The 19907-nt window shown below is 72.4% G+C and carries 20 protein-coding genes; 5 read left to right on the plus strand and 15 right to left on the minus strand.

The features are described from left to right. The first annotated feature begins 280 nt into the window (after nucleotides 1-280). Complete coding sequence (locus ACZ434_RS11315; RefSeq protein ID WP_468454210.1) at nucleotides 281-850, plus strand: DUF1697 domain-containing protein; 570 nt, start codon at nucleotides 281-283, stop codon at nucleotides 848-850. A gap of 66 nt (nucleotides 851-916) precedes the next feature. Then, nucleotides 917-1534, plus strand: coding sequence for a mycothiol-dependent nitroreductase Rv2466c family protein (locus ACZ434_RS11320; protein WP_468454212.1), 618 nt, complete (start codon nucleotides 917-919; stop codon nucleotides 1532-1534). A 187-nt stretch (nucleotides 1535-1721) separates the two neighbouring features. Here ACZ434_RS11320 and ACZ434_RS11325 read toward each other — a convergent pair whose 3' ends face one another. From ACZ434_RS11325 to ACZ434_RS11390, 14 genes are all read right to left on the minus strand, one after another. Next, nucleotides 1722-2459: a sirohydrochlorin chelatase gene (locus ACZ434_RS11325; protein WP_468454214.1), complete on the minus strand. Its 738-nt coding sequence runs from the start codon at nucleotides 2457-2459 to the stop codon at nucleotides 1722-1724. A gap of 8 nt (nucleotides 2460-2467) precedes the next feature. Continuing rightward, complete coding sequence (locus tag ACZ434_RS11330) at nucleotides 2468-3364, minus strand: ABC transporter permease (RefSeq protein WP_468454216.1); 897 nt, start codon at nucleotides 3362-3364, stop codon at nucleotides 2468-2470. Further along, complete coding sequence (locus tag ACZ434_RS11335; RefSeq protein WP_468454218.1) at nucleotides 3351-4145, minus strand: ABC transporter ATP-binding protein; 795 nt, start codon at nucleotides 4143-4145, stop codon at nucleotides 3351-3353. The genes ACZ434_RS11330 and ACZ434_RS11335 overlap by 14 nt, the downstream gene beginning before the upstream one ends. A 36-nt stretch (nucleotides 4146-4181) precedes the next feature. Continuing rightward, a complete protein-coding gene (locus ACZ434_RS11340) occupies nucleotides 4182-5285 on the minus strand; it encodes an aliphatic sulfonate ABC transporter substrate-binding protein (protein ID WP_468454220.1) in 1104 nt (367 codons plus the stop codon). Between the two features lie 220 nt (nucleotides 5286-5505). Continuing rightward, nucleotides 5506-6840, minus strand: coding sequence for a sulfate adenylyltransferase subunit 1 (locus tag ACZ434_RS11345; protein WP_468454222.1), 1335 nt, complete (start codon nucleotides 6838-6840; stop codon nucleotides 5506-5508). A gap of 2 nt (nucleotides 6841-6842) precedes the next feature. Continuing rightward, nucleotides 6843-7781, minus strand: coding sequence for a sulfate adenylyltransferase subunit CysD (gene cysD / locus ACZ434_RS11350; RefSeq protein ID WP_468454224.1), 939 nt, complete (start codon nucleotides 7779-7781; stop codon nucleotides 6843-6845). Next, entirely contained in the window at nucleotides 7778-8314 is a 537-nt protein-coding gene (gene cysC, locus ACZ434_RS11355) for an adenylyl-sulfate kinase (RefSeq protein WP_468454226.1), read from the minus strand. Before cysC ends, cysD begins: the two co-directional genes overlap by 4 nt. A 35-nt stretch (nucleotides 8315-8349) precedes the next feature. Further along, the gene (locus tag ACZ434_RS11360; protein ID WP_468454228.1) at nucleotides 8350-9060 is read right to left on the minus strand and encodes a phosphoadenylyl-sulfate reductase; all 711 of its coding nucleotides are present in this window, start codon (nucleotides 9058-9060) and stop codon (nucleotides 8350-8352) included. Nucleotides 9061-9229: 169 nt separating this feature from the next. After that, complete coding sequence (locus tag ACZ434_RS11365) at nucleotides 9230-10945, minus strand: nitrite/sulfite reductase (protein ID WP_468454230.1); 1716 nt, start codon at nucleotides 10943-10945, stop codon at nucleotides 9230-9232. A gap of 128 nt (nucleotides 10946-11073) precedes the next feature. Continuing rightward, nucleotides 11074-11157, minus strand: a complete 84-nt coding sequence (locus ACZ434_RS11370; protein ID WP_310887545.1) for a putative leader peptide — start codon at nucleotides 11155-11157, stop codon at nucleotides 11074-11076. 127 nt (nucleotides 11158-11284) lie between these two features. Continuing rightward, nucleotides 11285-11857 carry a GNAT family N-acetyltransferase gene (locus tag ACZ434_RS11375; protein WP_468454232.1) on the minus strand — a complete coding sequence of 191 codons (573 nt, stop codon included), beginning with the start codon at nucleotides 11855-11857 and terminating at the stop codon, nucleotides 11285-11287. 55 nt (nucleotides 11858-11912) lie between these two features. Continuing rightward, the gene (locus ACZ434_RS11380; RefSeq protein ID WP_468454234.1) at nucleotides 11913-13193 is read right to left on the minus strand and encodes a hypothetical protein; all 1281 of its coding nucleotides are present in this window, start codon (nucleotides 13191-13193) and stop codon (nucleotides 11913-11915) included. Nucleotides 13194-13373: 180 nt separating this feature from the next. After that, a complete protein-coding gene (locus ACZ434_RS11385) occupies nucleotides 13374-14633 on the minus strand; it encodes a helix-turn-helix domain-containing protein (RefSeq protein WP_468454531.1) in 1260 nt (419 codons plus the stop codon). 347 nt (nucleotides 14634-14980) lie between these two features. Next, the gene (locus ACZ434_RS11390) at nucleotides 14981-16615 is read right to left on the minus strand and encodes an acyl-CoA dehydrogenase family protein (RefSeq protein WP_468454236.1); all 1635 of its coding nucleotides are present in this window, start codon (nucleotides 16613-16615) and stop codon (nucleotides 14981-14983) included. 89 nt (nucleotides 16616-16704) lie between these two features. On the opposite strand from ACZ434_RS11390, the gene ACZ434_RS11395 reads away from it, so the two are divergent. From ACZ434_RS11395 to ACZ434_RS11405, 3 genes are read left to right on the plus strand one after another with little or no spacing between them, the layout of a single operon-like run. After that, entirely contained in the window at nucleotides 16705-17847 is a 1143-nt protein-coding gene (locus tag ACZ434_RS11395; protein WP_468454238.1) for a YihY/virulence factor BrkB family protein, read from the plus strand. A gap of 21 nt (nucleotides 17848-17868) precedes the next feature. Continuing rightward, nucleotides 17869-18804, plus strand: coding sequence for an AraC family transcriptional regulator (locus tag ACZ434_RS11400; protein ID WP_468454240.1), 936 nt, complete (start codon nucleotides 17869-17871; stop codon nucleotides 18802-18804). Nucleotides 18805-18814: 10 nt separating this feature from the next. Next, nucleotides 18815-19501 (plus strand): helix-turn-helix domain-containing protein, encoded by a 687-nt coding sequence (locus ACZ434_RS11405; RefSeq protein ID WP_468454242.1) that lies wholly within the window; start codon nucleotides 18815-18817, stop codon nucleotides 19499-19501. On the opposite strand, the gene ACZ434_RS11410 is transcribed toward ACZ434_RS11405, so the two are convergent. Further along, nucleotides 19484-19885, minus strand: coding sequence for a VOC family protein (locus ACZ434_RS11410; RefSeq protein ID WP_468454244.1), 402 nt, complete (start codon nucleotides 19883-19885; stop codon nucleotides 19484-19486). The two genes, ACZ434_RS11405 and ACZ434_RS11410, sit on opposite strands and share 18 nt — an antisense overlap. Between the last annotated feature and the right edge of the window lie 22 nt (nucleotides 19886-19907).

Below are 19907 nucleotides of genomic sequence, written 5' to 3' on the forward strand. Positions count from 1 at the left end.
CTGTCCGGTGAAGCTCGGGCGCCCGGAGTCATCCCCTCGGCGTTCCCGTTCTCCCCACTGAGGAGGACAAGCGCCCCCTACATGTACCCGGACAGGTGGGCGACGACGATCAGGGTCCGGAGTACGGCCGGTGGTTCCGCAACCTTGTTGAATAAGTCACAGACGCGTGTACCGGTTGCTCCGGGCCGCGCCGGTCCGCCAGAGTTTCGCGAAGTCCGCCGCGCGGACCCGGCCGTCGTGCCCGCCCCCACGGGGCACGACGGCCGTCTATCGTGTGCGGATGGCGACCAGATACGCGGCGCTGCTGCGCGGCATCAACGTGGGCGGCGGCAGGAAAGTCCCGATGGCCGAACTGCGCACCCTCGTGGAGGGCCTCGGCCACGACGGCGTGCGGACCCATCTCCAGAGCGGTCAGGCGGTGTTCACCTCCGACCACGGCGACGAGGAGTCACTGGCTGCTGAGTTGTCCACGGCGATCGAACGGCACTTCGGCTTCGCGGTGGACGTGATCGTGCGCGACCACGCCTATCTGAAGGGCGTCGTCGAGGCCTGCCCGTACCCGGCGGGCGAACTGGAGCCCAAACAGCTCCACGTCACCTACTTCTCGGCGCCCGTCACCGCCGAACGCTTCGCCGGGATCGACCAGACGTCCTGCCTCCCCGAGGAGTTCAGCCTCGGCGACCGCGCGCTCTACCTCTACGCACCGGACGGCCTGGGCCGCTCCACACTCGCCGATCAGCTGTCCAGGCCCCGCGTCACCAAGGGCGTCGTCGCCACCAGCCGCAACTGGAACACGGTGACCAAGCTCGTGGAGCTCACCGGGGACCGGCCGGCCGGGACACCGGCCTGATTGGACCACTGACAGGACGGCGAAGTGGACCAAGTGCCTGCCGCCCGCGGCACATACGGTCGACGCATGAGCGATGGATCACCCACCCGCGTCGACTGCTGGTTCGACCCCGCCTGTCCCTTCGCCTGGATCACCTCCCGCTGGCTGCTGGAGGTCGAACGCGAACGCCCCCTCGACCTGCGTTTCCACGTCATGAGCCTCTCCCTGCACAACACCGGCAACGAACTGCCCGACTGGTACCGGGACCTGGTCGACCGCTCGATCGGCCCGGTACGGGTCGCGGTCGCCGCGGCGGAACGGCACGGCGAGAAGGTGCTGCGCGACCTCTACACGGCCCTCGGCACCCGCATCCACGAACGCGGCATCGAGGACTTCGACACCGTGATCGCCGCATCCCTCACCGAGCTGGGCCTGCCCGCCGACCTCGCGGCGGCCGCGCACGACCCGGCGTACGACGACGCCGTGCGCCGCAGCCACGAGGCGGGCGCCGAACCGGACACGGGCGCCTACGTGGGGACGCCCACCCTCCATGTCGACGGAACCGTGTGGTTCGGCCCCGTCCTGAGGGCGATCCCCCGCGGCGACCGCGCGACCGCCCTCTTCGACAGCTTCCGCGTCCTGGCAGCCGACCCCGACGTCTTCGAACTGAAACGAACCCGGACGGGCGACCTGTCCTTCGCCTGAGCCCGGCGCGGGGACGGGAACCGGTGCCGGGAGCGGGGGCCGGGGCGCGGAGGTCGAAGCGCGGAGGTCGAAGTCGGCGGCCGGAGCACGGCGGCCGGGGCCCGGGGCGGGCCCCGGAGACCGTGGGCCGGGGCGACTCGCACCGACCCTGAGACGAGCGCCCCCCGGCCCCGCCCCGCGCGAGCGGTCAGGCGCCGACTGCCGTGAGCCGCGGTACCCGGGCCGCGTCGTACCGGTCCAGCAGGACCCGCGCCACCTCCGGCGCCGGGCCCAGGACGTCCGCCAGGACGTCCGCCTCCGCCGCGCCCCGGGCGATACGGTCCGGGAGGTACCCGGGTGCCAGCACGTACGGGGCGACGGCGACGCGTGCGCAGCCGAGCGCGCGCAGTTCGCGCACCGCCTGCTCGGTGCGGGGGAGGGATGCGGAGGCGAACGCAGGCCGCACGGCGCACCAACCGGTGTGCCGCCACTCCCGCGCGATTTCTGCGATCACTGCGATCGCCTCCGGGTCGGAGGACCCCGCCGAGGCCAGGACGACCCCGGTCGAGGACTTGTCGGCGGGCGTCAGGCCCGCCTCGTACAGCCGGCGCTCCAGGGCCGACAGCAGCAGCGGGGACGGACCCAGCACCTCGGCCTGGCGGATCCGCAGCCGCGGCGGGGCCTCGGCCAGCACCGCCGGGATGTCCGACTTGGCGTGGAAGGCGCGGGTCAGCAGCAGCGGCAGGGCCACCACATCACGGACGCCCTCCGCGTCCAGGGACTCCAGCAGCCCTTGCACGGAAGGGATGTTGAAGTCCAGGAAGCCGGTCTCCACCCGCACCCCCGGCCGCAGCGACCGCACCCGCCGCACCAGGTCGTGCACGGTCGCGGCGTGCCGCGGATCGCGGCTGCCGTGGGCGATGACGAGAAGTACCGGACGACGCATGGGATGCCTCAGCTCTTCACCAGCAGACCGCGGCTGCGCAGCACCCACCGCTCCAGCGGACTGAAGATCAGCAGGTCGATGGCGATACCGACGGTCAGGATCAGCAGGATCGCCTCGAACACCATGGCCATGTCGCTGGCGTTGCGGCCGTTCTCCAGCAACTGGCCCAGGCCGATGCCGAGGTCGGGGAAGGACGCGATGATCTCCGCGGCCATCAGCGAGCGCCAGGAGAACGCCCAGCCCTGCTTGAGCCCCGCCACATAGCCGGGCAGCGCGGCCGGCAGCACGATGTGCCAGGTGCCCTTCAGTCCCGTCGCGCCCAGCGTGCGTCCGGCCCGCAGGAACAGCGGCGGCACCTGGGAGACGCCGGAGACCAGGCCGTTGGCGATCGAGGGGACCGCGCCGAGCAGGATCACCGCGTACATCATCGAGTTGTTCAGGCCCAGCCAGATCACCGCGGGTGGCACCCACGCCACCGACGGCAGCGACTGCAGGCCGGACAGGATCGGTCCGATCGCCGAGCGGACCACCTTCACCCGCGCCACCAGCAGCCCCAGCGGGGTGCCGATCAGCAGCGCGAAGAAGAAGCCGAGCAGACCGCGCGAGACGCTGGTCCAGATGTAGCCGAGCAGCTCGCCCTGGAGCCACGCCTCGCGCAGTACGGCCCACACCGCCCCCGGTGAGGGCAGCTTGGTCGGGTCGTCGACGATCCTGAAGGAGACCAGGGCCTGCCAGACCGCCAGCACCAGCGCCACCGCGACGACCGGCGGGAGGACCTTCTCCCTGAGGGTCTGCCGCAGCGGCCTGCGGCCGGTCTGCACCGTCTCCAGTGCGTCGAGGCCCGCCTCCAGACCGGCGAGGTCGCCCCCGTCCCCGTCCTTCGCGGTCGTCTCAGTGCTGGCCATGACGGCGGATCTCCCCACGGAGTTCTTCGGTGATCTCGACGGACAGTTCCGCCACGGCGGTGTCCTCGATGCGGCGCGGGTGCGGGATGCCGACCGTCCACTCACGGGCGATCCGCCCCGGGCGGGAGGACAGCAGCACCACCCGCTCGGCGAGCCGGACCGCCTCGCGCACGTTGTGCGTGACGAACAGCACCGACAGGCGCGTCTCGCGCCAGATCCGGGTCAGCTCGTCGTGCAGCACGTCCCGGGTGATGGCGTCCAGGGCCGCGAACGGCTCGTCCATCAGCAGCAGTTTGCTCTCCTGCGCGAGCGCCCGGGCCAGCGCCACCCGCTGGCGCATACCGCCGGACAGCTCGTGCACCCGCTTGCCGTGCGAGCCCTTCAGCCGGACCAGCTCCAGCAGCTCCTCGGCCCGGCCGCGGCGCTCGTTCTTCGGTACGCCCCGCAGTTTCAGGGCGAGTTCGATGTTCTTGCCCGCGGTCAGCCACGGGAAGAGGGCGTGCTCCTGGAACATCAGGGCCGGCCGGCCGTCCGTGCTGATCGCCCCGGCCGTGGGCCGGTCCAGGCCCGCGACCAGGTTCAGCAGCGTCGACTTGCCGCAGCCCGAGGCACCCAGGAGGGTGACGAACTCGCCGGGTGCGACATCGAGGGTGATGTCGTCCAGCACGAGCTGCTGCCCGGCGGGCCCGGCGAACGACTTCGAGACATGCTCGATGCGGGCGGCGTGCGTGGCCGCCTCCGTGCCGTCGGCGGCCTTGGCGAGGGTTGTGGCTGTGGCCATGGTCGTCACCTCCTGGGAACTCTTCGTGATCCGGGCTTACTCGGCGCCCAGGCCGGCGTCGTCGACGGCCGGTTCACCGGCGGTCTTCAGGACCTTGTTGAGCAGCGTCAGGTCGTAGATGCCGTTCAGGTCGGGCCGTTCCAGCAGGCCCGCCTTGACGGCGTGTTCCGCCTGGGCGTCGAGGGTGGCGGCCAGCGGGTCGTCGATGAACCGGATGGACTCCCACGCCGGGTCCAGCACTTCGGCGGGCAGCGCCTTGCCGGAGTCGGTCTCCAGCTGCTCGTTGGCGACCGTCTTCGCCTCGTCCCGGTGGGCGTTGATCCACGCGTTGGCCCCGACGGACGCCCTCAGTACCGCCTCGACCGCCTTCGGGTGCTGCTGGAGGAACTCCTGGCGCACGATGATGTTCGTGATCACGAACTTCTCGTCGGGCCACAGCGACGCCTCGTCCAGCAGCACCTTGCCGCCCTCGGCGACCAGCTTCGAGGCGGTCGGCTCCGGCACCCAGGCGCCGTCGACCGACCCGGCCCGGAACGCGTCCGGGGTGACCTTGTTGTCGCTGCGGACGACCGTGACATCGCCCTTGCCGCTCTGCGCGTCGACCTTCCAGCCCTGCTCGGCAGCCCAGTTGAGGAACGCGACGTCCTGGGTGTTGCCGAGCTGCGGGGTCGCGATCCGCTTGCCCTCGACGTCCTTCAGCGACTTCACCGTGTCCGGGTTCACCACCAGCTTCACCCCGCCGGACGCCGAACCGCCGATGATCCGCAGGTTCTTGCCGCCCGACTTGGTGTAGCCGTTGACCGCCGGGGACGGGCCGATGAAACCGATGTCGATCGAACCGGAGTTGAGCGCCTCGATCTCGGACGGCCCCGCGTTGAAGACGGCGTACTTCGCCTCCGTGCCGCCGAGTTCCTTCTGGAACAGACCCTTCTTCCTGGCCACCAGCGCCGTGCCGTGGGTCAGGTTGCCGAAGTAGCCGATCCTGACGGAGTCGAGACCGTCGGTCTTCTCCGCCCCGGCGGCGACCTTCGCCGCGCCGTCGTCCTTGGCCTGGGAGCCGTAGCCGCAGGCGGCCAGGGTGAGCAGTGGGAGCGCGGCCATCACCGCGAAGGTACGGCGCAGGGCTGTCGTGGCAGGCACGGGAGGCTGTCCTCTCGGAGGCCCGGCGGTCACGGCATGTCAGGCCGTGGCCGGGAAGTCGGCGGGTTTTCGTCTACGGCGGGGGGTGAGGGCGCGCGAGCGGTGCGCGTACGTCAGCGCACACATCGGTCGACCCCGCCCTGCCCGGCGCCGAGGGCGCCGCTGCCAACCCGGCCGCCCTCCTTCGCGAACGTCGCGTAGAAATCGGTGGAGTTCATGGTCAGAAGTTCCACCCGTCGTCCTCGGTCTCGTCCCTGACGGGCTCCGGCGCGGCGAAGGACTCGCCGACCATGCCCGCGGTGAGCGTGGTGCCGTCGCTCGGGTCGATGAGAATGAACGAGCCGGTGCGCCGCGAGTCCGCGTAGGAGTCGGCGGGCAGCGGTTCGGCGGTACGGATCTTCACCCGGCCGATGTCGTTGGCACCGAGGGTGCCGGGGTGCGGGTGCAGGGACAGGTCGTCCAGCGTCAGCCGGGACGGGATGTCCTTCACGATCGCCTTCACCGTGCGCGTGCCGTGCTTGAGCAGCACCCGGTGGCCGACGGTCAGCGGCTGGTCGGCGACATGGCACACGGTCGCCTCGACGTCCTGCGAGGTGGCCGGCGCGTCCTTGCTGGGGACGATCAGGTCGCCGCGGGAGATGTCGATGTCGTCGGCGAGCAGCAGCGTCACCGACTGCGGGGTCCAGGCGATGTCGACCGGCTCGCCCAGCAGGTCGATGCCCGTCACCGTCGTCGTCCGCCCGGACGGCAGCACGGTCACCCCGTCGCCCACCCGGAAGGTGCCCGCCGCGATCTGCCCCGCGTAGCCCCGGTAGTCGGGGTGCTCGGCGCTCTGCGGCCGGATCACGTACTGCACGGGCAGCCGCGCGTGGCAGTGCGCCAGGTCGTGGCTGACCGGGACGGTCTCCAGGTGCTCCAGCACGGTCGGGCCGCCGTACCAGTCCATGTGCGCGGACGGCTCCACCACGTTGTCGCCGACGAGCGCCGAGATCGGGATGGCGGTGACCTCGGGGACGCCCAGTTCCGTCGCGTACGCCGTGAACTCCTCGGCGATGGCGGCGAACACGGACTCCTGGTAGCCGGCCAGGTCCATCTTGTTGACGGCGAGGACGACGTGCGGGACGCGCAGCAGGGCGGCGATGGCGGCGTGCCGGCGGGTCTGCTCGACCACGCCGTTGCGGGCGTCGACGAGGATCACCGTCAGTTCGGCCGTGGAGGCGCCGGTGACCATGTTCCGCGTGTACTGCACATGGCCGGGGGTGTCGGCGAGGATGAACCGCCGCCGGGGGGTGGCGAAGTAGCGGTAGGCCACGTCGATGGTGATGCCCTGCTCCCGCTCGGCGCGCAGGCCGTCGGTGAGCAGCGCCAGGTCGGGAGCGTCCTGGCCCCGGTTCGCCGACGCCCGCTCCACGGCCTCCAGTTGGTCGGTGAGGACCGACTTGGAGTCGTGCAGCAGCCGGCCCACCAGGGTGGACTTGCCGTCGTCGACGGAGCCGGCGGTGGCGAACCGCAGCAGCGTGGTGGCCGCGAGCTCCTCGGTGGTGATGGTGCCCATCTCTAGAAGTACCCCTCGCGCTTGCGGTCTTCCATCGCGGCCTCGGAGAGCTTGTCGTCGGCGCGGGTGGCGCCGCGCTCGGTGAGCCGGGAGGCGGCGATCTCGGTGATCACCTTCTCGATGGTGTCGGCGTCGGAGTCCACCGCGCCGGTGCAGGACATGTCGCCGACCGTGCGGTAGCGCACCTGCCGCTTCTCGATCCTCTCGCCGTCCTTGGGGCCGCCCCACTCACCGGCGGTCAGCCACATGCCGGAGCGGCGGAACACCTCGCGCTCGTGCGCGTAGTAGATCTCGGGCAGTTCGATGCCCTCGCGGGCGATGTACTGCCACACGTCCAGCTCGGTCCAGTTGGACAGCGGGAAGACGCGCACGTGCTCACCGGGGGCGTGCCGGCCGTTGTAGAGGTTCCACAGCTCGGGGCGCTGGCGGCGAGGGTCCCACTGGGAGAACTCGTCACGCAGCGAGAACACCCGCTCCTTCGCGCGGGCCTTCTCCTCGTCCCGGCGTCCGCCGCCGAACACCGCGTCGAACCGCTCGCTCTGGATCTTCTCGGTGAGCGGCAGGGTCTGCAGCGGGTTGCGGGTGCCGTCCGGGCGCTCCCTGAGCACCCCCCGGTCGATGTAGTCCTGCACGGAGGCGACATGGAGCCGCAGCCCGTGCCGGGCGACCGTGCGGTCCCGGTAGTCGAGCACCTCGGGGAAGTTGTGCCCGGTGTCCACGTGCAGCAGCGAGAACGGGACCGGCGCAGGGGTGAACGCCTTCAGCGCCAGGTGCAGCATCAGGATGGAGTCCTTGCCGCCGGAGAACAGGATCACCGGCTTCTCGAACTCGCCCGCCACCTCGCGGAAGATGTGCACGGCCTCGGATTCGAGGGCGTCCAGGTGGGAGAGGGCGTACGGGCTGGCCGTACCCTCCTCGACCGTGGCGACGGTCGTCGTCATGCCAGTCCCCTTTCGCTGAGCAGGGCGTACACCGACGCCGCGGACTCCTGCACGGTCTGGTTCTGCGACTCGATCCGCAGATCGGGCGTCTCGGGCTCCTCGTACGGGTCGTCCACCCCGGTGAGCCCGGTGAGTTCACCCGCGGCCTGCTTGGCGTACAGGCCCTTCACATCGCGTACGGAGCACACCTCGACCGGGGTCGCCACATGCACCTCGACGTATTCCGTGCCGTTCGCCGCGTGCCGCTTGCGTACCGCGTCGCGGCTGTCGGCGTACGGTGCGATCACGGGGACCAGCACGGTGACGCCGTTGCGGGCGAGCAGTTCGGCGACGAAGCCGATGCGCTGCACGTTGGTGTGCCGGTCCTCGCGGCCGAAGCCCAGGCCCGCGGAGAGGAACTCGCGGATCTCGTCGCCGTCGAGCACCTCGACCCGCCGGCCCCGCTCGCGCAGCCGGGCGGCCAGCTCGAAGGCGATGGTGGTCTTGCCGGCACTCGGCAGACCCGTGAGCCAGACGGTGGCTCCGGTCGTCACGTCGGTCTCCTGTATCTGCTGTACTCGGGGGTTCGTCATCCGTGCAGGCCGCACTCGGTCTTGGAGCGTCCGGCCCAGCGGCCCGCGCGGGCGTCCTCGCCCTCCCGCACCCGGCGGGTGCAGGGCGCGCAGCCCACGGAGGCGTAGCCGTCCATCAGCAGCGGGTTGGTGAGCACGCCGTGCTCGGCCACGTAGGCCTCCACGTCGTCCTGGGTCCAGCGGGCGATGGGGGAGATCTTCACCTTCCGCCGCTTCTCGTCCCAGCCGACGACCGGGGTGTTCGCCCGGGTCGGGGACTCGTCGCGGCGCAGGCCGGTCGCCCAGGCCTGATAGCCCTTCAGGCCTTCCTCCAGCGGCCGCACCTTGCGCAGCGCGCAGCACAGGTCGGGGTCGCGGTCGTGCAGCTTCGGGCCGTACTCCGCGTCCTGCTCGGCGACGGACTGCCGCGGGGTCAGCGTGATGAGGTTGACGTCCATCACGGCCTCGACCGCGTCGCGGGTGCCGATGGTCTCCGGGAAGTGGTAGCCGGTGTCGAGGAACACCACGTCGACGCCGGGCAGCGCCCGGGAGGCGAGATGGGCGACCACCGCGTCCTCCATGGAGGAGGTCACGCAGAAACGGCTGCCGAACGTCTCGGCGGCCCACCGGAGGATCTCCGGTGCGGAGGCGTCCTCCAGCTCCCGGCCCGCCCGCTCGGCCAGCTCCTTCAACTCCCCGGCCGTACGCCCTTCCTGAACCGCCGTCATGTCCGGTCCCCTCCCGTGTCGGATCGCTCAAGGCCCCGGCTGAGCAGCCCGAGGAACTTCAGCCGAAAGGCTCGGTTGCACGCGCCGCATTCCCACGCCCCGTGGCCCTCTCCGGGACGCAGGTCCTCGTCGCCGCAGTAGGGGCAGTGGAAGGGCGCGGCCCGCTCGCTCACGACAGGGCCTCTTCCGAGGCGCGGGCGGTCCAGGCCGCGAACCGCTCGCCGTCCTCGCGCTCCGCCTGGAACCGCTTCACGACCCGCTCGATGTAGTCGGGCAGTTCGTCCGAGGTCACCTTCAGGCCGCGGACCTTGCGTCCGAACGACGGCTCCAGGCCGAGCGCTCCGCCCAGGTGCACCTGGTAGCCGCCCACCTGGTTGCCCTCGGCGTCGGTGACCAGCTGGCCCTTGAGACCGATGTCCGCGGTCTGGATGCGGGCGCAGGCGTTGGGGCAGCCGTTGATGTTGATGGTGAGCGGCTCGTCGAAGTCGGGGAGCCGGCGCTCGAGTTCGTCGATGAGTTCGCTGCCGCGCTCCTTGGTCTCGACGATGGCGAGCTTGCAGAACTCAATGCCCGTGCAGGCCATGGTGCCGCGGCGGAACGGGGAGGGGCTGACCCTCAGGTCGAGCGCCTCCAGACCGTCGACGAGGGAGTCGACCCGGTCCTGAGGCACGTCCAGGACGATCATCTTCTGCTCGACGGTGGTGGAGACCCGGCCCGAGCCGTGGTTCTCGGCCAGTTCGGCGACCTTGGTGAGCAGCGAGCCGTCCATGCGGCCCACCCGAGGGGCGAAGCCGACGTAGAAGCGGCCGTCCTTCTGGCGGTGCACCCCGATGTGGTCGCGCCACGCCTGCGCCGGCATCTCGACGGCGGGACCGTCGATCAGCTTGCGGCCCAGGTACTCGTCCTCCACGACCTGGCGGAACTTCTCCGGACCCCAGTCGGCGACCAGGAACTTCAGCCGGGCCCGGTTGCGCAGCCGGCGGTAGCCGTAGTCGCGGAAGACGGAGGTCACGGCCTCCCACACGTCCGGCACGTCCGCCTCGGGCACCCAGGCGCCCAGCCGCACACCGAACTTGGGGTTGGTGGACAGGCCGCCGCCGACCCACAGGTCGAAGCCGGGGCCGTGCTCGGGGTGGACCACGCCGACGAAGGAGATGTCGTTGATCTCGTGCGCGACGTCGAGGAGCGGGGAGCCGCTGACCGCCGTCTTGTACTTGCGCGGCAGGTTGGAGAAGCGCGGGTCGCCGATGTAGCGGCGGACGATCTCGTCCAGCGCCGCCGTCCCGTCGATGATCTCGTCGGCGGCGACCCCCGCGACCGGGGAGCCGAGCATGCCGCGCGGGCAGTCGCCGCACGCCTCGGTGGTGGACAGGCCGACCGCCTCCAGGCGCTCCCAGATGGCGGGCACGTCCTCGATGCGCACCCAGTGGAACTGGATGTTCTGCCGGTCGGTGATGTCGGCGGTGCCGCGGGCGTAGGTCTCGGAGACCTCGCCGATCACCCGCAGCTGCTCGGTGGTGAGCCGGCCGCCGGTGATGCGCACCCGCATCATGAAGTACTCGTCCTCGAGCTCCTCCGGCTCCAGCACGGCGTGCTGCCCGCCGTCGATCCCCGGACGGCGCTGCGTGTACAGACCCCACCAACGGAAGCGTCCCCGCAGGTCGTTGGGGTCGATCGAGGCGAATCCGCGCTTGGAGTAGATCGTCTCAATGCGTGTCCGCACATTGAGACCGTCGTCGTCCTTCTTGAGCTGCTCATTGCCGTTGAGCGGGGTCAGGTGCCCCACGGCCCACTGTCCCTCTCCCCGGTGACGGCTCACCTTGCGGCGGGGAGTCGCGACGGCAGGCTTCTGCGCGACGGCAGGATTCTGCGGGGTGGCGGCCATGGTTGATACGTCCTTCGGGACAGGCGGGAGGGATCCTCTGACCTGCGCATATGCGCGCACGGGTGGGATGTGCGCGGCATTGCGCGGGGGGAGGCGAAGAGGGGGGTACCGGGCGGTGCTGGGTGCTCTCAGCGCGCCGGACAGATGGCGCTGGACATGCGGCCGAGGTCGACGTGCCGCCGACTCACCAAGGCGATTCCAGTTCCAGGCATGACGGAAGCGTGGCACGGCGATCTGGGGGCAGTCCACCGTCATCCGAAATGTGGACACCCTTGTCTCGAAGTGAGAGACAAGGGTGTCCTTGGTCACAAGCGCCGCGAGCGCTCTTGTCCGTGCTGGTCAGGCCGGGTAGGCGCCGGGCCACGGGCCCGCGGTGGCCACGTCCGGCTCGTCCTCGACCTTGGTGTCGAACAGGGTGAAGCCCCGGCGCCGGTAGTTGTCCATGGCGTGCTCGCCGTCCTTGCTGCACGTGTGCAGCCACACCCTCCTGGTCGGCTTCAGGCCGGGCCAACGGTCCGCCAGGTCCCAGGCGCGGGCCGTACCGTACGACAGCAGGTGTCCGCCGATGCGCCGCCCCCGGAACGCGGCGACGAGACCGAAGTAGACGATTTCGACGACCCCGCCCTCCTGCGCCTCCAGCTCCACGTACCCCGCCGGCGTCCCGCGGTCGTAGGCCACCCAGGTCTCCACTCCGGGCCGGTCCAGGTGCGCCAGCCACTGCGCGTACGTCCAGCCCAGCCGGTCGGTCCAGCGGATGTCACCGCCGACCGAGGCGTACAGGAAACGGCTGAACTCGGGCGAGGGCACCTCGGAGCGGACCACCCGCACGTCCCCCTCGGGCACGGCGGCCGGACGGAGATCGGCGGGCGAGGTCTGCTCCAGGGACCAGGTGGTCACGGCGATGGTCGTCATGTCCGAAAGGGAACCATCCGGCACACGAGTCTGTCGAACACCTGACCAACAGGTCTCAGTCCTCGTCCTCCAGGGACCGGTCCACCGACGCCAGCGGCAGCGCGAACAGCATCCGTCCGGACTGCGACCACACGTCGCCCGTCTCCTGCCAGTAGGACAGGGACGTCGCCTCGCCGCTCCAGCAGCGGTGCGTCTCGTCCGCCCCGCAGCGGGTGGGACGCGCCCCGTCCGTGTCCTGCCGCCACAGCGTGCCGCGCTCGTCCGGCGTCCCCGTCATCCGGCCCAGGTACCAGCCCGAGCGGTACGACAGCACACTGCGCACATGGGTCAGCTCGGTCTCGTACACCGCGACCGGGTCCGCGTCGAGTAGCCCGGCGCGCTCCGGTTCGGCGCTGAACGCGTACCGCCACAGCCGGGTCGGCCCGTCCTCGCCGGCGGGCGTCGCCTCGTGCGCGACCAGACTGTCCGGCGCGGTGCTGCGGTCCAGGGAGATGCCGCCGGGCTGCGGGGCGCCGGCACCGGTAGCCCGGTAGGAGGCGACCGCCGGGAGGACGTACCGCGCCCCGGCCGCCGACCAGCCGCCGGGCACCCGGCCGACGGAGGCGCCCTCCACGGTGGCCCGCTGCACCCGGTCCAGGTCGTACACGTACAGCGCGCCGCCCTCGCCCCGGCCGGTGGTGACCAGCAGCTTGTCCTGGTACCAGACCATGCCCGACACGCTCGAGCCCAGACCCCGGTAGTCCCGGCCCCCGTCCACCGGGACGGCGAGCAGCGCCCAGGTGTAGCGGAGTTCGCCGCTCTCACCGGCGTCCACGAAGGCGACCCGGGCGAGCCCCTGCTCCGCCGCGGTGCCGGTGGCCCTGCTCCACCCGGAGACGATCACCCGGTGCTCGCCCCAGCGGCCGTCCTCGTCCGCGTCCCCGGAGGTGGTGACCGCCCCGGCCCGCCACCCTTCGGTGTCGTGCCCCGGCCAGCAGTACGCCCGTGTCGCGGCGGGCTCGACGGGCAGGCCCCGCCGTTCGTCCTCCGTGCACTCCGCCGCGTCGCGCAGCGCACCGTCGGGATCGGCGAGCACGGCACCCACCCCGACGGGCCGGCCCATGCCGTCGGCGAGACGGTCGAGCTCCTCGCCCGGAACGCCCTCCTCCGCCAGCCGCAGCGGCGCGGTCTCGGCGACCGCGGTCAGTGGCTTCAGCGCCCCGGGATCATCGGCGTCGGTGGCCTGCGAAGCGCTGATCATGGTGGCGGCGGCGGTCAGGGCGAGCGCCGTCCCGGCGAGCCCAGCCCGCAGCGCCCTGCCCCTTCTGCGCCGGCGGTGTCTGCCGCGATGTCCCATACCGTCCTCCCGGGGCGAGCCAACTGCGTCCGGTGATCCGCGGGTTGACCGTGGAGCAGATGGGGTGGCCCGTACCGGGATGCTACGACAGGCGGCGGCCCCAGGAGACGAAGACCCCGCAATTGCGCGAGCCGGCCGCGCGGGAGACGGGACGGCACGGCGGAGGAGTGCCGCACCGCCTCAGTGGCCCCGGACCGGGGCGGGCCGGTGACGCAGCCCGGGGAAGAGCGTGCGGGGGTCCTCCGGCAGGAGCGTCTCCACCTCGGCCGACTCCGTGAAACGGTACGGACGGTGGTCCAGCAGGCCGCCTAGATAGCGCCGGATCCGGGACATCTCCGCGCGCACCGTCACCGTACGGGCCGGGTCGCCGAAGACGTCCGCGGCGAGGTCCGCCGCGGTGCGGCCGGTGCGGTGCACGGCCAGCAGGTACAGCAACTCGGCGTGCCGCGGGCTCAGTTCCCGGACCCAGGAGCCCGCCCCGCCGGACACCTCCACCGACCAGCGGCGCGGCTCCCGCAGGTCCAGCACGATCCGCGTCCCGGCACCCGTCACCGGCTCGTCCGACGCCCGTACCAGCCAGCCCCCGGCCAGCGGCTCCAGCGAGCACCGGCCCAGCGCCGGCAGCCACCGCAGGCCCGCCGACAGCGACTTGGGCAGCGCCAGCCGCTCCGTGTGCGGCATCCCGGTCACCGCCGCCGTCCACCCGTGCCGGTCCACCACCAGCGCCCGCCCGCCGGTGCGCGCCAGCACCGGTGCCGCCACCGCGCGCAGCCGCTCCAGCGCGCGCACATGCCGCTCCCACAGCCGCGCCTCGGCGAGCTTCGCCACCGAGTCGACCCAGGCGAGCGTGGCCGGATGCATCGTCTCCAGCGGCCCGCTCACGTCCACCACACCGATCAGCCGCCCGTCCCGGGGATCCGTGATCGGCGCCCCGGCACACGTCCAGGTGGCGTGCGACCGTACGAAATGCTCGGCGGCGAACACCTGCACGGGGCGTCCCGTCACCGCCGGGGTCCCCACCCCGTTGGTGCCGACGACCTCCTCACTCCAGTCGGCGCCGATCTCGAAGCCCAGCCCGTCCGCCTTGCGCAGCACCGGCGCGCTGCCCTCCCGCCACAGCACCCGGCCGTCCTCGTCGGCGACCACCATGATGTGCCGGGCGACGTCCGCGACCGACAGCAGTCCCTCCCGCAGCACCGGCAGCACATGCCGCAGCGTCGACGCCGCCCGCCGCCGCTGCACCTCCTCGCGGGAGAGCAGCCGGCTGCGGAAGTCGTGGTCCGGGTCCACGCCGCTGCGCAGCATCCGCTCCCAGGACTGCCCGATCACCGGGCGGGGAGCCATCGGTACGCGCCGCCCGGACAGCGCGGCGGAGCGGACCTCGTCGAGCACCCGCGCCGCGCGCGCCGTGTCGACGGCGGCCAACTGCGTCACGTCCATCGGCGAGAGCGCCACCGGACCTCCCGGAAGAAAACCTGTCGGACCCATACTGCCGTCTGCCCCCGGCGGGAACGCTCAGTACGGGGAGGGGAACAGTAAGTTGCAACCCCCTGCAACCCTGGTGGACGGCCGGGGCGTGTTTGAAGATTGGGCGACGCCGTCCCGAGCGGCGTCCACGGCTCTCAAGGGGCCTGTGTGGCGGGGGTGGTGCCGTGTCGGCGCAGCACCACCCCCGCGCCTGCGGCGGCTGGGCGGTTCGCGCGGTGCGTTGTGGGGGGTGCTGTTTCGTCGGCGGCTGCCGGCGGGTGGGTGGCTTGTCGCGCAGTTCCCCGCGCCCCTGAGGGCGTCTAGGGCACCGGGCGGGCCCGGTTCACCACCGAGGTGAGGTCCAGGGTGTGGGGCAGGGTTCCGAAGGCTGTGCCGCTGTCGGTGCTCAGGCGGCCCGCGCAGAACGCGTCCGCCACCTCCGGTGGGGCGAACCGGACCAGCAGCGACCCCTGGAGCACCAGTGCGAGACGCTCCACCAGGCGCCGTGCCCGGCCCTCGACGCCCTCCAGGTCGGCCAGCTCCGTCAGCAGGTCCTTGATCGCCGCGTCCAGCCGGTGATCCGCCCCGCGCGCCTGCCCCACCTCCCGCAGATACGCGTCCAGCGCCCCCGGCTCCCGGCGCAGCGCCCGCAGCACGTCCAGCGCCTGGACGTTGCCCGCGCCCTCCCAGATCGAGTTCAGCGGCGACTCCCGTACCAGCCGGGGCAGCCCCGACTCCTCGACGTACCCGTTGCCGCCCAGGCACTCCGCCGCCTCGACCGCCAGCGGCGCGCACCGCTTGGTCACCCAGTACTTCGCCGCCGGCACCGCGATCCGCAGCAGCGCCCGCTCCTGCTCGCCGCCGTCGTCGTACGCCGCCGCCAGCCGCAGCGCCAGCGTGGTCGCCGCCTCCGACTCCAGCGCCAGGTCGGCCAGCACGTTGCGCATCAGCGGCTTGTCGACGAGCTTCCCGCCGAACGCCTCCCGGTGGGTGCAGTGGTGCACCGCCTGCGCCACGGCCTGCCGCATCAGCCCCGCCGAGCCCAGCACGCAGTCGAGCCGGGTCGCCGCCACCATCCCGATGATGGTGTGCACCCCCCGCCCCTCCTCGCCGACCCGGCGCGCCCACGTCCCGGCGAACTCGACCTCGGCGGAGGCGTTGGACCGGTTGCCCAGCTTGTCCTTGAGCCGCTGGATGAGGAACACGTTGCGCGTGCCGTCCGCCAGCACCCGCGGCACCAGGAAGCACGTCAGCCCGCCGGGCGCCTGCGCCAGCACCAGGAACGCGTCCGACATCGGCGCCGAGCAGAACCACTTGTGCCCGGTGAGCTCGTACGCGCCGTCCTCCGCCAGCGGGCGCGCCGCCGTCGTGTTCGCCCGTACGTCGCTGCCGCCCTGCTTCTCCGTCATGCCCATCCCGAACAGCACGCCGGACTTCTGCCCGGGCGGGCGCAGGGCACGGTCGTACACGGTGGACGTCAGCCGCGGCTCCCACTCCGCCGCCAGCACCGGGTCCGTACGCAGCGCAGGCACGGCCGCGTGGGTCATGGACAGCGGGCACCCGTTGCCGGCCTCCACCTGCGTCCACATCAGGAACGCCGCCGCCCGCCGCACATGGCCGCCCGGCCGGCCCCACGCCGCCGTCAGCCCCGCCGAGACGCCCTTGCCGAGGAGCCGGTGCCAGGAGGGATGGAAGTCGACCTCGTCGATCCGGTGGCCGTAGCGGTCGTGGGTGCGCAGCCGCGGCGGATGCTCGTTGGCCTGCGCCCCCCACTCCTGCACCTGCGCGGACCCGGCCGTCCGCCCGAGACCCGACAGTTCCGACAGGCCCTCCTCCAGCACGTCCGCGGCCAGATGCCGCCGGACCGCCTCCACCAGGGCCCGGTCGGCGCCGAAGACGTCGTACTGCTCCAGCGGGGGAGCCTGGTTGGTCACCGTGTGCGTGCTGCCTGCCATGCCCAGAACGTACCCCGGGGCGGTCCGCCCTCACGCGGCGATCCGGCCTCTGGGTGAGTGCCACCAGGCACGACGGATACCTTTAGGGAGTGCAGCCAGCAAGTGAATCCCCAGACGAGCCCTCCGGCCGCCTCCACCGGGCGCGGGCCCTCTACCGGAACGTCTCCAAACGCAGGACCGCCTGGCTGCTGCTGAAGGACACCGTCAATTCCTGCATGGAGTACCGGATCCTCGGCCTGGCCGCCGAGGCCGCGTTCTTCACCCTGCTGTCCGTGCCGCCGCTGCTGCTCAGCATGATCGGCCTGCTCGGCTACGTCGACGCCTGGACCGGCGCCGACACCATCCAGAGCCTGCAGCGCAATCTCCTCGACGCCTCCCGCACGGTCCTCTCCGACCGGGGCGTGAGCCAGATCGCGGAGCCGATCCTGCGGGACGTGACCAAAGGAGGCCGGCCCGACGTCATCTCCCTCGGCTTCCTGATCGCCGTGTGGTCGGGCTCCCGCGCGGTGAACGTCTTCATCGACACGATCACCGTCATGTACGGCCTGGACGGCGTCCGCGGGATCGTGAAGACCCGGCTGCTGGCGTTCCTGCTGTTCATCGTGGCCCTGCTGATCGGCTCGATCGCGCTGCCGCTGATGGTCGCGGGTCCGGACGCGGTCGTGGAGATCGTGCCCTGGTCGACGACGCTCGTGCAGGTCCTGTACTGGCCGGTCGTGATCCTGCTGTCCGTGGCCTTCCTGACCACGCTCTACCACGTCTCCGTACCCGTGCGCTCGCCGTGGATCGAGGACGTGCCCGGCGCGCTGGTCGCCCTCGCCATGTGGGTGCTCGGCAGTTTCCTGCTGCGGATCTACCTCACCAACACCGTCGAGGGCCCCACCATCTACGGCTCCCTCGCGGCCCCCGTCGCCGTGCTGCTGTGGATCGGTGTGTCCGCGTTCGCCGTGCTCGTCGGCGCGGCCGTCAACGCCGCCATCGACCGGGTCTGGCCGGCCGCCGCGACCGCCGCGGCCCGCGAGACCAACGAGCGGCTGCGGCAGGCGCAGGTCGCCGAGTACGTCGCCCGCACCGCCGCCGCGGCGGGCGAGGCCGACCCGGACATGCCCTCCGAGTTCCCCGAGCGCTGGTCCCGCTTCCTGCCCCCGGAGGACGTCACGGCCCGCCTGCGCACCCACGCGAAGAGCACCCATCACCGCAACGGCGAGAGCCCGCCGCACGAGGAGAAGTGACCGGCGCCCTACGCTGCCCCCATGGACGCACTCACCGGCCTGCTGGAGGGCCCCCGAGCCCGCGGCGCGTTCATGATCCGGGCGTGTTTCGACCCGCCGTGGGCGGTACGCGTGGAGGACCGCGCCCCGCTGACGGTGATGCTGCTCGTGCGCGGCGACGCGTGGATCGTGCCGGACGCGGGAGAGCCCCTGCGCCTGCGCCCGGGCGACCTCGCGATCGCGCGCGGCCCCGCCCCGTACACCTGCGCCGACGCCCCCGGAACCGCCCCGCAGGCGCTGATCCTCCCCGGCGGCGAGTGCCACCACCCCGACGGACGCCCCCTGAACGGGGTCATGGACCTGGGAGTCCGCACCTGGGGCGACCGCGTCGACGGCGGCACGGTGATGCTGATCGGCACCTACCGGATGCGCGGCGAGACCGGCGGACGCCTGCTGGAGGCGCTGCCCCCGCTGCTCTCCCTCACCGCCGACGTGTGGGACCGCCCGCTCACGCCGTTCCTCATGGAGGAGGTCGTGCGGGACGCACCCGGTCAGGAGGTCGTCCTGGACCGGCTGCTCGACCTGCTGGTGATCGCCGCGCTGCGGACCTGGTTCGACCGGCCGGAGGCGGAACCGCCCGCCTGGTACGCGGCCCTGTCCGACCCCGTCGTCGGCCCGGTGCTGCGTCTGCTCCAGGGCGACCCGGCCCACCCCTGGACGGTCTCCGCCCTCGCCGCGAAGGCGGGCGTCTCGCGTGCCGCGCTGGCCCGCCGCTTCACCCGGCTCGTCGGCGAGCCCCCGATGACCCACCTCACCGGCTGGCGCCTCGCCCTCGCCGCGGACCGCCTCCGTGACACCGGCGACACCATCGGCGTGATCGCCCGCCAGGTCGGCTACGGCAGCGCCTTCGCCCTGTCCACCGCCTTCAAACGGGCCTACGGGGTCAGCCCGCAGGAGTGGCGCGGCGGGGCGGCGTAGCCTGGGCGGCGTGTACAGGGAACGGGCGGCACGGCTCACGGGCGCCGTGGTGTGGACCAGCACGCCCGCCGCCGGCGGGGAGGGCCGGGTGCTGCCGGACGGCTGCATGGACCTGCTCTGGCACGACGGCCGCCTGCTGGTCGCCGGCCCGGACACCCGCGCCCACCTCACATCCGGGCCGCCGGGCCCCTGGGCGGGCGTCCGCTTCCCGCCCGGCACCGCGCCCGCCCTGCTGGGCGTCCCCGCCCACGAACTGCGCGACCGCCGTGTCGACCTGGCCGACCTGTGGCCGGCCGGGGACGTACGGCGTCTCACCGCGCGGGTCGACGCGGCGGACGACCCGGCACACGGCCTGGAAGAAGTGGCCCTGAGCGTGGCAGCGCGGGCCGCCCCGCCCGACCCCCTGCTCGCCCGCCTGGTGACCGCCCTCGACGCGGGCCGCCCGGTCGCCCGCACCGCCGACGAACTGGGTCTGGGCGCCCGTCAGTTGCACCGCCGTTCCCTCACGGCGTTCGGCTACGGCCCCAAGACGCTGGCCCGCATCCTGCGCATGCGCCGCGCCCTGGCCCTGGCCCGCGCGGGCGTGCCCCTCGCCGAGACGGCCGCCCGAGCCGGTTACGCCGACCAGCCCCATCTGGCCCGGGACGTGAGGGACTTGGCGGGGCTGCCGCTGGGCGTCCTACTCGCCGGCGGGTAGCGGAGCGAACAGGTCCACCCCGTTTCCGTCCGGGTCGAGGAGGACGGCGTAACGCTGCCCCCACGGCGCGTCGAACGGCTTGATCTCGTAGCGGCTGCCGGCGGCGGTCATCTCCTCGAAGAGCGTGTCGACGTCGGCGGGACCGTCGCACCGCAGCGCCAGGGAGGTCCTGCCGCCGTCCGCCGGCGGCTCGAAGTCCGTGTGGAAGGACCGGACCACCTCCTCCGTGTCCAGCATGAACCGCAGCCCGCCCGGCAGTTCCGCTTCCACGTGTCCCTGTGTCTCGGCCCCCTCGGGAAAGGCGAACCCCAGCCGCCGGTAGAAGGCGACGGAGGCGGCCATGTCCGAGACGACCATTCCGATGGCGTCGAATCGTGCACTCATGCCGCCCACCGTAGGCAGCGCC

It is taken from the genome of Streptomyces sp. NPDC030893 (assembly GCF_055571535.1).